The 14,583-nt window shown below is 69.2% G+C and carries 13 protein-coding genes; 6 read left to right on the top strand and 7 right to left on the bottom strand.

All coding sequences use genetic code 11. From position 1 onward, the window contains the following. From AB0M87_RS22995 to AB0M87_RS22965, 7 genes are all read right to left on the bottom strand, one after another. Positions 1-840 (bottom strand): carbohydrate ABC transporter permease, encoded by an 840-nt coding sequence (locus AB0M87_RS22995; RefSeq protein ID WP_365855948.1) that lies wholly within the window; start codon positions 838-840, stop codon positions 1-3. A 62-nt stretch (positions 841-902) separates the two neighbouring features. After that, a complete protein-coding gene (locus AB0M87_RS22990) occupies positions 903-1,835 on the bottom strand; it encodes a sugar ABC transporter permease (RefSeq protein WP_365855786.1) in 933 nt (310 codons plus the stop codon). A gap of 127 nt (positions 1,836-1,962) precedes the next feature. After that, positions 1,963-3,774, bottom strand: a complete 1,812-nt coding sequence (gene araD / locus AB0M87_RS22985) for an L-arabinonate dehydratase (protein WP_365855784.1) — start codon at positions 3,772-3,774, stop codon at positions 1,963-1,965. After that, entirely contained in the window at positions 3,771-4,697 is a 927-nt protein-coding gene (locus AB0M87_RS22980; RefSeq protein WP_365855782.1) for a dihydrodipicolinate synthase family protein, read from the bottom strand. The genes araD and AB0M87_RS22980 overlap by 4 nt, the downstream gene beginning before the upstream one ends. After that, a complete protein-coding gene (locus tag AB0M87_RS22975) occupies positions 4,694-5,383 on the bottom strand; it encodes a GntR family transcriptional regulator (RefSeq protein WP_365855780.1) in 690 nt (229 codons plus the stop codon). Before AB0M87_RS22975 ends, AB0M87_RS22980 begins: the two co-directional genes overlap by 4 nt. Before the next feature lie 729 nt (positions 5,384-6,112). Beyond that, positions 6,113-7,276, bottom strand: coding sequence for a hypothetical protein (locus tag AB0M87_RS22970; RefSeq protein WP_365855778.1), 1,164 nt, complete (start codon positions 7,274-7,276; stop codon positions 6,113-6,115). Continuing rightward, on the bottom strand, positions 7,273-8,217 hold the full coding sequence (locus AB0M87_RS22965) for a 5-dehydro-4-deoxyglucarate dehydratase (RefSeq protein ID WP_365855776.1): 945 nt from the start codon (positions 8,215-8,217) through the stop codon (positions 7,273-7,275). Before AB0M87_RS22965 ends, AB0M87_RS22970 begins: the two co-directional genes overlap by 4 nt. A gap of 263 nt (positions 8,218-8,480) precedes the next feature. Here AB0M87_RS22965 and AB0M87_RS22960 point away from each other — a divergent pair, with 263 nt between their 5' ends. The 6 genes from AB0M87_RS22960 (at position 8,481) to AB0M87_RS22935 (ending at position 14,583) form a co-directional block, all read left to right on the top strand. Continuing rightward, complete coding sequence (locus AB0M87_RS22960) at positions 8,481-9,305, top strand: NAD(P)-dependent oxidoreductase (protein ID WP_365855774.1); 825 nt, start codon at positions 8,481-8,483, stop codon at positions 9,303-9,305. Between the two features lie 286 nt (positions 9,306-9,591). Continuing rightward, on the top strand, positions 9,592-10,359 hold the full coding sequence (locus tag AB0M87_RS22955) for a DeoR/GlpR family DNA-binding transcription regulator (RefSeq protein ID WP_365855772.1): 768 nt from the start codon (positions 9,592-9,594) through the stop codon (positions 10,357-10,359). 24 nt (positions 10,360-10,383) lie between these two features. Beyond that, positions 10,384-11,754, top strand: a complete 1,371-nt coding sequence (locus AB0M87_RS22950; protein WP_365855770.1) for a sugar ABC transporter substrate-binding protein — start codon at positions 10,384-10,386, stop codon at positions 11,752-11,754. Continuing rightward, positions 11,751-12,686, top strand: coding sequence for a sugar ABC transporter permease (locus AB0M87_RS22945; RefSeq protein ID WP_365855768.1), 936 nt, complete (start codon positions 11,751-11,753; stop codon positions 12,684-12,686). The genes AB0M87_RS22950 and AB0M87_RS22945 overlap by 4 nt, the downstream gene beginning before the upstream one ends. Continuing rightward, positions 12,683-13,588 (top strand): carbohydrate ABC transporter permease, encoded by a 906-nt coding sequence (locus tag AB0M87_RS22940; protein WP_365855766.1) that lies wholly within the window; start codon positions 12,683-12,685, stop codon positions 13,586-13,588. The genes AB0M87_RS22945 and AB0M87_RS22940 overlap by 4 nt, the downstream gene beginning before the upstream one ends. After that, positions 13,585-14,583, top strand: a complete 999-nt coding sequence (locus tag AB0M87_RS22935) for a zinc-dependent alcohol dehydrogenase family protein (protein ID WP_365855764.1) — start codon at positions 13,585-13,587, stop codon at positions 14,581-14,583. Before AB0M87_RS22940 ends, AB0M87_RS22935 begins: the two co-directional genes overlap by 4 nt.

Below are 14,583 nucleotides of genomic sequence, written 5' to 3'. Positions count from 1 at the left end.
TCAGCCCTTCACCGCACCGGCGCTGAAGCCGGTGATCAGCCACTTCTGGATGAATGCGAAGACGATGACGACGGGCAGCGCGGCCACCACACCGCCCGCGGCCAGCGCACCCAGGTCGACGCTGTCCGAGCCGATCAGGGTGTTCAGGCCGACCGGGATCGTCTGTTTGTCCTGTTCGCTCAGGAACATCAGAGCGAAGAGGAAGTGGTTCCAGCTGTGCACGAAGGCGAACGAGCCGACCGCGATCAGCCCGGGGCGCAGCAGCGGCAGCACCACCGCGCAGAAGGCCCGGAAGCGTCCGCAGCCGTCCACCCAGGCGGCCTCCTCCAGCGAGACCGGCACGTTCTTGATGAAACCGCTGATCAGGATGATCGACAGGGGCAGCTGGAAGACCGTCTCGGCGACGATCACGCTGCCCAGCGAGTTGATCATCCGGAGGTTCTTGAAGATCTCGAAGAGCGGCACCAGCATCAGTGCCCCCGGAATGAACTGCGAGCAGAGCAGGCCGAGCATGAAGGCGTTCTTGATACGGAACCGGAAGCGGGCGAGGGCGTATCCGCCGGCCAGCGCCACGGCCGTGGTCGCCACCAGCGTGCTGATGCCGACGATCATGCTGTTCTGGAAGAAGATCCCGAAGCTCCGGTCGTTCCAGACCTTGGAGAAGTGCTCGAAGGTGATCGGCCACGGCACCAGCGCCGTCGAGCCGGCCGGGCGGAACGCGAAGAGGAGCATCCAGTAGAAGGGGACGAGGGTGAAGAGCAGATAGAGGCCCAGCGGCAGATAGATCTGCCAGCGCGGCACCTCGTCGAACGCGCGCCGGTTCTTCTTCGGGGGATGCACCGGAGCGGAGGCACCGGTGCCAACTCGGCGTTCCCGGGTGCTCTTCTCGGCGAGTGCGGCGGTCACTTGTTGTCGCCTCCGAACTTGCTCAGGCGGAGATAGACGATGGAGCAGAAGAGCAGGATCACGAAGGCGACGGTGGTCAGCGCCGAGGCGTAGCCGAAGTCGTGGCCGTCGATGGTGGTGTTGGCGATCTTCAGCGGCAGTGTGGTGGTCACACCGGCCGGGCCGCCGCCGGTGAGGGTGTAGAGCAGGTCCACGTTGTTGAACTCCCACACTCCGCGCAGCAGGGTGGCGAGGATGATCGCGTCCTTGAGGTGCGGCAGGGTGATGTGGAAGAACTGCCGCATCCGTCCGGCGCCGTCGACCGACGCCGCCTCGTACAGCTCCTTGGAGACGGACTGCAGGTCGGCGAGGATGAGGATCGCGAAGAAGGGAACGCCGCGCCACAGTTCGGCGACGGTCGCGGCCCAGAAGACGGTGCCGGTGTCGGAGAGCACCGAGGTGCCGTACGAGCCGATGCCTGCGTCGGCGAGGTAACGGCTGAAGCCGGTCGACGAGTTGTACAGCAGGATCCAGATGGTGCTGGTCAGCACACCGGAGACGGCCCACGGCGAGAACACCATGGCGCGGGAGATACCGCGGCCGATGAAGGTCTGGTTGACGATCAGCGCCAGGCCCAGTCCGAGGGCCAGTTGGAGGGCGATCTGGGTGACGACCCACTGTGCGCTGAACCCCAGCGTCGGCCAGAACTGGTCGTCCTGGGTGAAGATCCGGGTGAAGTTGTCGAAGCCGGCGAAGCCGTTGCGCCAGGGTTTGGTGACGTTGTAGTTCTGCAGGCTGTAGTAGAAGACGCTGAGCACCGGGTACGCGATGAAGCCCAGCATCAGCAGGCCTGCGGGGGCGATCAGCAGGTAGGGCAGGCGCCGGGGCGTCGCCGAACGCCGCTTGGGCACCTTCGGCTGCTGTGCGGCCACGGCTGCGGCTTGTGCCATGACTCGTCTCCGATCTGGGTTGGGGTAAGCGCTTACCGGACGGCGTTCGGCATACCGGGTGTGTAGCTGTGCGGCGGGTGGGACGTCGTGCGGGTGGAACGTTGGGCGGGGCGATCAGGCGGTTCGGTCAGCCCGCGTAGGGGTCCGGCACCTGTCCCGGCCGTGCCAGGAAGGCGAAGTCGCAGCCGGTGTCGGCCTGAGTGACCTGTTCGTTGTAGAGAGCGCCGTAGCCGCGCTCGTACCGGGTGGGTGGCGGGGTCCACGCGGCCCTGCGTTGCTCCAGCTCCTCGTCGGACACCTCGAGTCGGAGGGTGCGGGCGGGTACGTCCAGGGTGATGAGGTCCCCGGTGCGCACCAGCGCGAGCGGACCGCCGACGTAGGACTCCGGCGCGACGTGCAGCACGCAGGCGCCGTAACTCGTACCGCTCATCCGGGCGTCGGAGATCCGCACCATGTCGCGGACCCCCTGCTTGAGCAGATGGTCGGGGATGGGCAGCATCCCGTACTCGGGCATCCCGGGGCCGCCCTTGGGGCCCGCGTTGCGCAGCACCAGGACGTGCTCGGCGGTGATGCCCAGTGCGGGGTCGTTGATGGTGTTCTGCATGGTCCGGTAGTCGTCGAAGACGACCGCGGGGCCGGTGTGGGTGAGCAGCCGGGGCTCGGCCGCGATGTGCTTGATGACGGCGCCGTCGGGGCAGAGGTTGCCGCGCAGCACGGCGACGCCGCCCTCTTCGGCGAGCGGGTTCTCGCGGGGGCGGATCACATCCGGGTTGTGGACGAGAGCGCCTTCGAGCTGGTCACGCAGGGTGGCGTGGGAGACGGTGGGCCGGTCCAGGTGCAGCACATCGGTCAACTGGGCCAGGAAGGCCGGGAGGCCGCCGGCGAAGTGGAAATCCTCCATCAGATAGCGGCCGCCCGGACGGAGATTGGCGAGTACCGGGACCGTGCGGGCGATGCGGTCGAAGTCGTCGAGGGTGAGTTTGATCCCGGAGCGGCCCGCCATGGCGATGAGATGGATGACGGCGTTGGTCGAACCGCCGAGCGCGAGCACGGTGGCCACCGCGTCCTCGTACGCCTCGGCGGTGAGGATCTTCGAGAGCTTCATGTCCTGGTGGACGAGGTCCACGATCCGCAGCCCGGAGGCGGCGGCCATCCGGTCGTGACCGGAGTCGACGGCCGGGATGGAGGAGGCACCGGGGACGGTCACGCCGAGCACCTCGGCTGCGGCCGTGAGGGTGGACGCGGTGCCCATGGTCATGCAGTGGCCGGGCGAGCGGGCGAGCCCGTTCTCCAGCTCCGCCATCTCGCAGTCGCCGATCAGACCGGCCCGCTTGTCGTCCCAGTACTTCCACATGTCGGTGCCCGAGCCGAGGACCTCGTTACGCCAGTGGCCCGGCAGCATCGGGCCCGCGGGGACGAAGACGGTGGGCAGGTCGACGGTGGCCGCGCCCATCAGCAGGGCGGGGGTGGACTTGTCGCAGCCGCCGAGCAGCACCGCGCCGTCGACCGGATAGGAACGGAGCAGTTCCTCGGTCTCCAGCGAGAGGAGGTTGCGGTAGAGCATCGGGGTCGGCTTCTGGAAGGTCTCCGACAGGGTCGACACCGGGAATTCCAGCGGGAACCCACCGGCCTGCCAGACTCCGCGCTTGACCGCCTGCGCCCGGTCGCGCAGATGGACGTGGCACGGGTTGATGTCGCTCCAGGTGTTGAGGATCGCGATGACCGGCTTGCCGAGGTGCTCCTCGGGCAGATAGCCGAGCTGGCGGGTGCGGGCCCGGTGGCTGAAGGAGCGCAGACCGTCGGTGCCGTACCACTGGTGGCTGCGCAGCTGATCCGGCCTTCTGCGGGAGGTACCGGCCGGTGGGGTGCCGGCGGAGGAGCTACCGGTCTGGCGGGCGTCGGTGGAAGCGGTCGTGGGCTCGGAGTTGTCGAACCTCATATCGCCCACCCCGCCACCAGGTCGGCGACCTCCGCGCGCTGCGCCTCGTCCAGTACCCGGCTCGGCGCCCGCACGTCCCGCCGGCACAGCCCGAGCGAGGCGAGCGCCTCCTTGACCACGGTGACGTTGTTGGCGGACTGATCGGCGGCGCGCAGTTCCTCGAAGGGGCGGATCTGCTCCCAGACCTTCATGGCGGCGGCGCTGTCGCCGGCCCGCAGAGCCTCCAGCATGGCCAACGAGACGCTCGGCGCCACATTGACGAGTCCCGAGGTGAAGCCGGCGGCGCCGCCCGCGAAGTACGAGGGCGCGTACAGCTCGGCGAGTCCCGCGATCCAGACGAAGCGGTCGAGGCCCGCGTCACGGGCGAAAGCGGCGAAGCGCGCCGCGTCGGGGACCGCGTACTTCACCCCGATGACGTTGCGGCAGAGCCGGCCGAGCTCGGCCATGCTGGCTCCGGGAAGGTGCGGGTTACGCAGGTAGGGCACCACACCGAGTTCCGGCACGGCGTCCGCGACGGCCCGGTGGTAGTCGACCCAGCCGCCCCGCGACACATACGGGTGGACGGGCTGATGGACCATCACCATCTGCGCCCCGCACTCCCGGGCGTGCCGTGCCGCGGCGACCGCGGTCGGAACATCGTGGCCGACTCCGACCAGCACCACCGCCCCTGCACCGGTGCCGGGGACCGCCCCGGCCGCTGCCTCCTCGATGGTCAGTTCGGTGACGCGGGTCCGTTCGGCGGGCGTGAGGGCGTAGAACTCACCGGTGTTGCCGTTGGGGGTCAGCGTCCGGACGCCGCCGTCGATGAGCCGGCGCAGCAGAGCTCGGTGTGCGGTCTCGTCGATCGCGCCGTCTGCGTCGAAGGGCGTCACGGGGATCGCTACGACATCGGCGAGCGCGGTGCGCAGTGGCTGGAAGTTCATCGGGCTTCCGCTCCTTCGGATCCTGCTGACCTGCCGGACGCTCCGGACATCCCGGAATCGGGGAAGGCCCGTTCCACGAAGCCGGCGATGTGGTTGTGCAGGGTGCGTGCCGCACGCTCGACGTCCCCGTCCAGGGCGAACCGCAGGATCTCCCGGTGTTCGCCTGCCTCCCGGTCCCAGGAGGGGTCGGCGGCCCAGGCGACGGTGGAGACCAGGGCGGCCTGGTCGCGTACCTCGTCCAGCATCTTCGCGAGCAGCGGATTGCCGCAGGGCAGGTAGAGGGCCCGGTGGAACTCACGGTTGGCGAGGGAGCGTTCGGCCCGGTCCTCGGCACCGTCGGCCCGTACCAGGGCTTCCCGGGCGGCCTGGAGGGACGCCTTGCGGAGAATGGATCTCTTCAGCGCCTCCGGCTCGAGCAGCAGTCGTACGTCATACACCTCGCGTGCCATGGCGGCGTCGACGGTGCGCACGGTGACGCCCTTGTACTGGCTCATGACGACCAGCCCGGTGCCGGCGAGCGTCTTGAGTGCTTCGCGTACCGGGGTCTTGGAGACCCCGAACTGTGCTGCCAGCTCGGTCTCGACCAGGGCCTGCCCCGGGCTGAGCTGCCCGGTGAGGATGGAGTGCTTGATCGCCTCCAGGACGTACTGGGTCCGGGAAGGGATCGGGCTCGGGGCAAAGGTCATGGGCGCTCTCAGATCTCACGTATCAGGTGTCACGTATGGGGCGCGTACCAGGTCCGTGTATGGCATATCGCGTATCGCGTCTCATATATGACGTACGAAGTACGACGCGTTGAAGCTAGGCCCGTGACAGCCGTTCGTCAATGCTTCGCGCACCAGTGATTCGGTTGCCCAAGCGGTCGGTGCCGGTCCTGCCAAGGCATCTGCCCGATCCGCCGAGTACCCCTCAGCTGCCACGCCGGCCTGGTGAAATGGTCACGAGCGAGGGTCCTGCGGGACCGCGATGCGGCCCTGGATCTGACAGGCACGATCGTCAACTCTTTCGGCACCAACGCCATGTGGCCGGCGTCCGGCAGCTGGGCCAGGTCCCTGACCGGCTCGGACAGTCTGGCCGGACTGACCGTCTTCGCGATGTGGGCGCCGACGCCGGCGGGGCCGTTGCTCGGCGCGGTCGCCGACCGGGTCCGCCGCCGCCCACTGCTCGTCCGGTCGAACCTGGCCATGTCGGTGACTGATCCTCTCCCTCGGGGCCCTCGACTCCCGGGGGCGGCTCTGGCTCCTCTTCGCCGTCCGGTGGTCTACGGCACCCACACCGTCGTCACCGACGCCGCCGAATCGGCGCTGGCGACCGCCGTCGTCGACAAGGAATGTTGTCGACAACAGGGTCAGACTCTCCGGACCGGAGAAACTCATCGCTGGGTCCGTGAGCGGTCAGAACAGCATGCTCCGGGATCAGGCCAGCGCGGCCCGCACGAGCCCGAGGTCGGTGTCCGACGCCAGTCCCGCGTGGTACAGCCGCAGTTCACTCGCGCCGAGTCCGGCGGCGCGGGCGGCGTCGTCGGCCAGGGTGGCCGGGCTGCCGCCCATACCGGAGACCACGGTGAAGTTGGCGGCGAGGACCGTGCCGGGCCTGCGGTGCGCGGCGAAGGGGGTCAGCAGCGCGGGGTCGCCCGCGCAGGGCACGACCACGCCGTCGGCGACCGCCAGGATGTGTCCGGGATCGACGCCGGCGTTGGCTCCGCAGTGGTGGGCGACCGGGTCCGCGTGCAGCAGGACCTGGAAGCCGGGGGCGGCAGCGGCCCGTACCGCGGCGATCGCCCGTTCCTGCAAGGTCCGGGCGGTCCGGGTACGCCAGGTGAGCGTGGCCGCGGCGAGGTCGGCGCCGAGCAGCTTCTCGATCGCCGGCCATCCGGCGCCGGAGGTCCCGCTGGACCACACCGGCTCCAGCCCGCGCCGTACCGCGACGCTCAGCTCTTCCGCGTCCACGCCGAGTTGCTGGTAGCCGTCGGCGCAGGCGGGGCAGAAGCAGAGCGACATCAGGTAGTGACCGGCCTCGCCGAGCTGCACCCCGGCGATCTTGTCGTGGGCGTGCAGATGGGCGAGCCCGTACCAGCCGAGGGACTCCAGTTCGGTGCCGAGCGCGCCGGGGCGGGTCGCTGCCTCGGCCGCGAGGTCGGTCAGATAGTCGCGGGTCGCGGGCTGTGCGATGCAGGGCGCCCAGGGATAACGGTCGCCGTAGGCGTTGACCACCGAGGTGCCGGGATGCTCGGCGCCCATCCGGGAGTTGTGCGCGAGCACCACCCAGGTGTGCACATCGAGGCCGGCTCCGGCGAGCGCGGCGGCGGCCTCGGCGAACGGGTCGGCGGACGGCGCCCAGGCCCCGGCCGCGTACGGGCGCAGTGCACGTCCGGCCCACCGTGCGCCGGACGCCGGGTAGAGCACGGACGCGTGAGCGGCGGTCACGATCCGGTGCTCCGGATGGCGCGGCGTCAGCGCGCGCGTGGAGTGGTAGGCGGACGCCAGGGTGACCTGCTGGACACCCAGGTCGGCGATACGCGAGGCGGCGTCCGGGTCGCCGACGACATCCCAGGGATAGACGAAGGCAGCGGTCTTCACTCCGATCCCTCCGCAGCCGTCAGCACCGCACGGCCGTGCTCGATGATCTCGGTGAGCGCCTTCACATGGGGGGCCGATGGTTCGCTCAGCGGCGCGCGGACCTCGCCGACGTCCAGGCCGCCGAGCCGTACACCGGCCTTGACCAGCGACACCGCGTAACCGCGCCCCCGGTTGCGCAGTTCGACCAGCGGCCGGTAGAAGCCGTCGAGCAGCCGGTTCACCAGCGCGTCGTCGCCGGAGCGCAGCGCCCGGAAGTAGGCGAGGGCGATGTCGGGAGCGAAGCAGAAGACCGCCGAGGAGTACAGCGTCACGCCGATGGCCCGGTAGGCCGGAGCAGTGAGTTCGGCGGTGGGCAGTCCATTGAAGTAGAGGAAGTCGCGGCCGGGGAGTTCGGTGCGCACCGCGCTGATGATGCGCTGCAGCAGGTCGAGGTCGCCGTGCCCGTCCTTGACTCCGATGATCCCTTCGACCCGGGCGAGCGCGACGACGGTCTCCGGGGTGAACACGGCGTTGTCGCGCTGGTAGACGATGACGTCGAGCGCGGTGGCCGTGGCGAGCTCGGTGTAGTGGCGCAGCAGCCCGTCCTGGTCCGCCACCACGAGGTAGGGCGGCATGGCGAGCAGCCCGTCGGCTCCGGCCTGTTCGGCGAGGTTCGCGTACTGGACGGCGAGCGCGGTGCCGTAGCCGACGCCGGCCACGACGGGGACCCGGCCGGCGCTCTCCTCGACCGCGGCGGCGACGACCGCCCCGAACTCCTCGGGCGCGAGGGCGTGGAATTCGCCCGTGCCGCAGCAGGCGAAGACCGCTGCCGCACCGTCGTCGATGCCGCGGCGCACATGAAGGCGAAAGGCATCGAGGTCGATGGCGCCGTCCGGCCCGTATGCGGTGACGGGGAAGAACAGCAGGCCATCGAGTCGGCCGGCGAGCGGGGCTGAGGACACGGGGGCGCTCCCTGGGGCATTCCGTTGTGCACAGTTCCGGTCGTGCACCGTGCAGATGTGCACAAACCTGATCTGCGTCTACATTTCTGAACGATGTCCACGCTAAGTCAGCAGGCGGGACCGGTCAAGGCAGAAAACACCGAGTCGGCGGTGGAACTCGGCCCTCCGCGCGACACTTGACGGGTCCCACGGGGCTCCTTAGCTTGTCCATGCATGTGAATGCCATCCATGTGAACGTCGGCCCCTCGAGGAGAGACCCGCTGATGCCCGCTCCCCGCACCATCCTGCTCACCGGAGCCGCCGGAGGCCTCGGCACCCTGATGCGCGGTCTGCTGCCCGCTTACGGCTACGAGCTGCGCCTCTTCGACGTCACCCCGATCGAGGGCGAGCCGACGGCGATCACCGCGGACCTGGCCGACCGGGAAGCACTGCGCGAGGCCGTCCGAGGCGTCGATGCGATCATCCACCTGGCCGGCATCTCGCTGGAGTCATCGTTCGACAAAATTCTCCGGGCCAACATCGAAGGCACCTACAACCTGTACGAGGCGGCGCGCGCGGAGGGCGTCGGACGGATCGTCTTCGCCTCCTCCAACCACGCGGTGGGCTACACCCCGAGCCCGGAGGGCGAGCTCCCGCTCGATTCGGGCGCACTGATCCCGATCGACACCCCGCGCCGGCCCGACACCTACTACGGCCTCTCGAAGTGCTTCGGCGAGGATCTGGCGCAGCTGTACTGGGACAAGTTCGGCCAGGAGACGGTTTCGGTACGGATCGGCTCCTGCTTCATGGAGCCCACCTCCGTCCGGATGCTGTCGGTCTGGATGAGCCCCGGCGACGGCGCCCGCCTCTTCCATGCCGCGCTGACCGCCGAGGACGTCCGGCACACGGTGGTCTACGGATCGTCCGCCAACACCAGGCTGTGGTGGGACCTCACGTCGGCGCGGGCGCTGGGTTACGAGCCGCAGGACGACTCGGAGCAGTACGCGGAGAAGCTCATCGCCGAGCAGGGCGAACTGGACCCGGCCGACCCCGCGCAATCGCACCTCGGCGGCCCGTTCCTCACCGACCCGCCCATCTGGCCCTACTGAGCGGAGCCGCACCGCACCCTCGACAGCAGTACCCGCGCGCCCCGCGTGACCTCGCGTCCTGCGGGATGCGGGCAGCAAACGGGCCCGTCCGGTCTACCGGACGGGCCTTTGTCATGCCCGGACGGGCACGGCCTCCCCTGGTCGGACCTGCGTAACCGCCCATCGAAGCGGGCACAAACGGGCAGGACCGAGCCCGTTCCTGCCCTATTCACGTCAGGCGGGCGGCGGTAGAAATCACCCCACAGCGCGTGGCAACACCTACGCGTGGCACCACCGAGGAGGCACCGTGTCCGCGAACGCGGAACAACGACAGCGAGAGATCGTCCAGGCCGCCAGACGGTCGGGTTCGGTCGATGTCGCCGAACTCTCCGTGCTGCTCGGTGTCGCCAAGGAAACGGTGCGCCGCGACCTGCGGGCGCTGGAGGACCACGGCCTGGTCCGGCGTACGCACGGCGGGGCCTACCCGGTCGAGAGCGCCGGCTTCGAGACCACCCTCGACTTCCGCACCACCATGCACGTCCCCGAGAAGCGCCGGATCGCCGCCGCCGCCGCCCAGTTGCTCGGTGACGCGGAAACGGTCTTCGTCGACGAGGGCTTCACCCCGCAGCTGATCGCCGAGGCGCTGCCGCACGACCGCCCACTCACCGTGGTCACCGCCTCCCTGCAGACCGCCGGTGCGCTGGCGGTCGCCGAGAACACCGGCGTACTGCTGCTCGGCGGCCGGCTCCGGGCCGGCACGCTGGCCACCGTCGATCACTGGGCGACCCGGATGCTGGCCGGGTTCGTCATCGACCTGGCGTTCATCGGCGCCAACGGCATCTCCCGCGAACACGGTCTGACCACCCCCGACCCGGCGGTCGGCGAGGTGAAGGCGCAAGCGGTCAGATCGGCAAGGCGCCGGGTGTTCGTCGGCAACCACACGAAATTCGGGGCGGCCGGTTTCTGCCGCTTCGCCGAGGTGACCGACTTCGAAACGATCGTCACGAGCACGCTGCTCCCGCCGTCCGAAGCCCACCGCTACTCCCTGCTCGGGCCGCAGGTCATCCGCGTCTGAGTCTCACCACCCGAGGAGCAATCCATGCGAAGTCAGAGCCGGCGCAGGACGCGCTCCGTGCTCGTGCAGGCCACCGCCGGCGCCCTGCTCACCAGCCTGTTGTCCGGCTGCTGGGCCGGCGCCGGAGGAACCGGATCGGGCGGGAACTCGATCAACGTACTAATGGTCAACAACCCGCAGATGACGGAGTTGCAGAAGCTCACCGCCGCACACTTCACCCGGGAGACCGGCATCAAGGTGAACTTCACCGTCCTCCCCGAGAACGATGTCCGCGACAAGATCAGCCAGGACTTCGCCAACCAGGCGGGGCAGTACGACGTCGCGACCCTGAGCAACTATGAGATACCCATCTACGCCAGGAACGGCTGGCTGCGCGAACTGGGGACGTACGCGGGCCGGGACCAGGCGTTCGACCAGCAGGACATCCTGCCCGCGCTGCGCCAGTCCCTCACCGGCGAGGACAGGAAGCTCTACGGTGAGCCGTTCTACGGCGAGTCCTCCTTCCTGATGTACCGCAAGGACGTCTTCGCACAGAAGCACCTGACCATGCCCGCCCATCCCACCTGGCAGCAGGTCGCCGACCTCGCCGCGAAGGCCGACGGCGCGAAGCCGGGCATGAAGGGCATCTGTCTGCGCGGTCTGCCCGGCTGGGGGGAGCTGATCGCACCGCTGACCACGGTCGTCAACACCTTCGGCGGCACCTGGTTCGACAAGGACTGGAAAGCCCGGCTGGACTCCCCCGCCTTCAAGCAGGCCGTGGACTTCTATGTGCAACTGGTCCGCAAGCACGGCGAGTCGGGCGCCGCCCAGTCCGGTTTCGCCGAGTGCCTCAACGACCTCACCCAGTCCAAGACCGCGATGTGGTACGACGCCACATCCGCCGCGGGATCACTGGAATCGGCCTCGTCCCCGGTCAAGGGCAAGATCGGCTACGCTCCGGCGCCGGTGCAGAAGACCAGCAGCTCGGGCTGGCTCTACACCTGGGCCTGGGGCGTCCAGAAGGCATCCCGCAATCCGGACAAGGCCTGGAAGTTCATCTCCTGGGCTTCCAGCAAGGAGTACGAGGAGCTCGTCGGCAAGGAGACGGGCTGGTCCGACGCCCCGGCCGGCAAACGCGCCTCCACGTACGCCAACCCCTCCTACCGCAAGGCCTCCGCCGCCTTCGCGGACACCACCCTCAACGCCATCAAGAGCGCCAGGCCGAACGATCCCGGGGTGCAGCCGAGGCCCGCGCCCGGCATTCAGTTCGTCGGCATTCCCGAGTTCACCGACCTCGGCACCAAGGTCTCCCAGGAGATCAGTGCCGCCATCGCCGGGCGCCAGTCGGTGGATTCGGCCATCAAGGCGTCTCAGCGGCTCGCCTCGAAGATCGCGAAGGAGTACGAGGGACGATGACTGCAACCGCCGCTCCGACCCTGCCCGCCCTCGCGCCACCGGCCCACGGCCGGCTGCGCGCCTGGGTCACCCGGGCCCCGCTGCTCCCCGCCCTGATCTTCATGATCGCCGTCACCCAACTGCCCTTCGTGGCGACGGTGGTGATCTCCTTCTTCAACTGGAACGCGCTCTACCCCGACGCACGGCACTTCACCGGATTCGCCAACTACTCCGATGTCCTCACCGATCCGGCGCTGCGCAAGTCGGTGTACACCACCGTGCTGCTCACCGTGGCGGTGGTGCTCGTCAGCCTGGTGCTCGGGCTGATCCTGGCGCTGCTGCTGGACCGCCGCTTCAAGGGCCGCGGCTTCGTCCGCACGCTGCTGATCGCCCCCTTCCTGCTGGTGCCGGTGGCCGCGGCGCTGCTGTGGAAGCACGTCCTCTACAACCCGGAGTACGGGCTGTTCAACGGCGTGCTGCACTGGATCGGCGGCAACGGCGCACCACAGCCGGACTGGGTGTCCAACACCCCGCTGCTCGCGGTGGAGGCGTCGCTCATCTGGCAGTGGACACCGTTCATGATGCTGATCCTGCTGGCCGGACTGCAGAGCCGCTCGCCGGAACTGATCGAGGCGGCCCGGATCGACGGGGCGGGCAGCTGGCAGATCTTCCGCCACCTGACACTGCCGCACCTGCGGCGCTACCTCGAACTCGGCGCGCTGCTCGGCTCGATCTACATCGTGCAGAACTTCGACGCGGTCTTCACCATCACCTCGGGCGGCCTGGGCACCGCGAACCTCCCGTACACCGTCTACCAGGCCTTCTACCAGGCACATGAGAACGGACTGGCCTCCGCCGCAGGCGTGCTGGTGGTCATCGGCACGATCATCATCGCGACCTTCGCGCTCCGCGTGGTCTCGTCCCTCTTCAACGAGGAGGCATCCCGGGCATGACGTCTCTCGACACATCCACCGGCACCCCGGTCGGCGCCGCCGGCCCACCGCCCGGCCCGTCGGCCGGCACCCGGCGTACCCCGCGCGGTAAGGGCGCGGCGCTCGGTCTCGTCGCCTGGCTCGCCGGGATCCTCTTCTTCCTCCCCATCGCCTGGATGGCGCTCACCTCCTTCCACGCGGAGGCGGACGCGGCCACCAACCCGCCATCGCTGGCCGCCTCGCTCACCCTCGACGGCTACCGCGACTTCTTCGGCGCGGGCGGCGGTGCCAGTCCCTGGCCCGCGCTGATCAACTCGGCGGTGGCCTCGGTCGCTTCGACGCTGTTCGTGCTGCTGCTCGCGATGCCGGCCGCGTACGCGCTGTCCATCCGGCCGGTGAAGAAGTGGACCGACGTCCTGTTCTTCTTCCTCTCCACCAAGATGCTGCCGGTGGTGGCCGGGCTGCTGCCGATCTACCTCTTCGCCAAGAACACCGGGATGCTCGACAACATCTGGCTGCTGGTCATCCTCTACACCTCGATGAACCTGCCGATCGCGGTGTGGATGATGCAGTCCTTCCTCGCCGAGGTGCCGGTGGCCATCATCGAGGCCGCACGGGTCGACGGCGCCCGGCTGCCGGTGATCCTGACCCGGATCGTCGCCCCGATCTCGGCACCCGGTATCGCGGCCACCGCACTGATCTGCTTCATCTTCAGCTGGAACGAGCTGCTCTTCGCCCGGGTACTGACCGGGGTGGTCGCGCAGACCGCGCCGGTCTTCCTGACCGGCTTCATCACCAGCCAGGGCCTGTTCCTGGCGAAGGTGTGCGCCGCGTCGCTCGTCATCTCCCTGCCGGTACTCGCCGCAGGGTTCGCCGCCCAGGACAAACTGGTCCAGGGCCTTTCGCTGGGAGCCGTGAAATGAAGGCCGCCATCATCGAATCCGTCGGCAAGGTCGTGTACGGGGAGGTGCCCGACCCCACCCCCGGACCGCGGGAGGTGGTCGTCGAGGTGGCCGCCTGCGGACTGTGCGGGACCGATCTGCACATCCTGCAGGGCGAGTTCGCTCCCACCCTGCCGGTGGTGCCCGGCCACGAGTTCGCCGGCACGGTCGTCGCGCTGGGCCGCGAGGTCACCTCGCTGGCGGCCGGGGACCGGGTGGCCGTCGACCCTTCGCTGTACTGCTTCGAGTGCCGTTACTGCCGCATCGGCCACAACAACATGTGTGAGAAGTGGGCGGCGATCGGGGTGACCACGGCGGGTGGTGCCGCCGAGTACGCGGTGGCGCCCGCGGCCAACTGCGTCAAGCTGCCCGACCAGGTCAGGACCGAGGACGCGGCGCTGATCGAGCCACTGTCCTGCGCGGTGCGCGGCTACGACGTACTGAACAGCAGGCTCGCCGCCCACGTGCTGATCTACGGCTCGGGGACGATGGGCCTGATGATGCTGGAGCTGGCCAAGCGGACCGGCGCGGCGAGCGTCGACGTCGTCGACATCAACGAGGAACGGCTGGTCACCGCCCGGGGACTCGGCTGCAGCGGCACGGCCCGCGCCGCCGACGAGCTGGGCCGGGCATCCCGGGGCTGGGACGTCGTCATCGACGCCACCGGGAACGCGGCGGCCATCCAGGACGGCCTGGGCCGGGTCGCGAAGGCCGGCACCTACCTGCAGTTCGGCGTCGCCGACTACGCGACCCGGGCCACCATCGACCCGTACCGCATCTACAACCAGGAGATCACCATCACCGGCTCGATGGCGGTGCTGCACAGCTACGAGCGGGCTGCCGAGCTGTTCGCCGCAGGGGCTCTGGATCCGGAGGTCTTCATCAGCGACCGGCTGCCGCTGGCGAGCTACCCGGACGCGCTGGACCGCTTCAAGGCGGGCCTCGGACGGAAGATCGTGGTGCTGCCCGGGAGCTGA

The sequence above is a fragment of the Streptomyces sp. NPDC051320 genome (assembly GCF_040682175.1).
Classification (GTDB): Bacteria; Actinomycetota; Actinomycetes; order Streptomycetales; family Streptomycetaceae; genus Streptomyces.
This window is presented reverse-complemented; position numbering and strand designations above follow the sequence as displayed.

Coding starts and splice junctions, on each gene's coding strand:
- AB0M87_RS22940 (WP_365855766.1), top strand. CDS start 12,683: ATGACGTCTCTCGACACATCCACCGGCACCCCGGTCGGCGCCGCCGGC.
- AB0M87_RS22975 (WP_365855780.1), bottom strand. CDS start 5,383: ATGACCTTTGCCCCGAGCCCGATCCCTTCCCGGACCCAGTACGTCCTG.
- AB0M87_RS22980 (WP_365855782.1), bottom strand. CDS start 4,697: ATGAACTTCCAGCCACTGCGCACCGCGCTCGCCGATGTCGTAGCGATC.
- araD (WP_365855784.1), bottom strand. CDS start 3,774: ATGAGGTTCGACAACTCCGAGCCCACGACCGCTTCCACCGACGCCCGC.
- AB0M87_RS22935 (WP_365855764.1), top strand. CDS start 13,585: ATGAAGGCCGCCATCATCGAATCCGTCGGCAAGGTCGTGTACGGGGAG.
- AB0M87_RS22990 (WP_365855786.1), bottom strand. CDS start 1,835: ATGGCACAAGCCGCAGCCGTGGCCGCACAGCAGCCGAAGGTGCCCAAG.
- AB0M87_RS22950 (WP_365855770.1), top strand. CDS start 10,384: ATGCGAAGTCAGAGCCGGCGCAGGACGCGCTCCGTGCTCGTGCAGGCC.
- AB0M87_RS22960 (WP_365855774.1), top strand. CDS start 8,481: ATGCCCGCTCCCCGCACCATCCTGCTCACCGGAGCCGCCGGAGGCCTC.
- AB0M87_RS22945 (WP_365855768.1), top strand. CDS start 11,751: ATGACTGCAACCGCCGCTCCGACCCTGCCCGCCCTCGCGCCACCGGCC.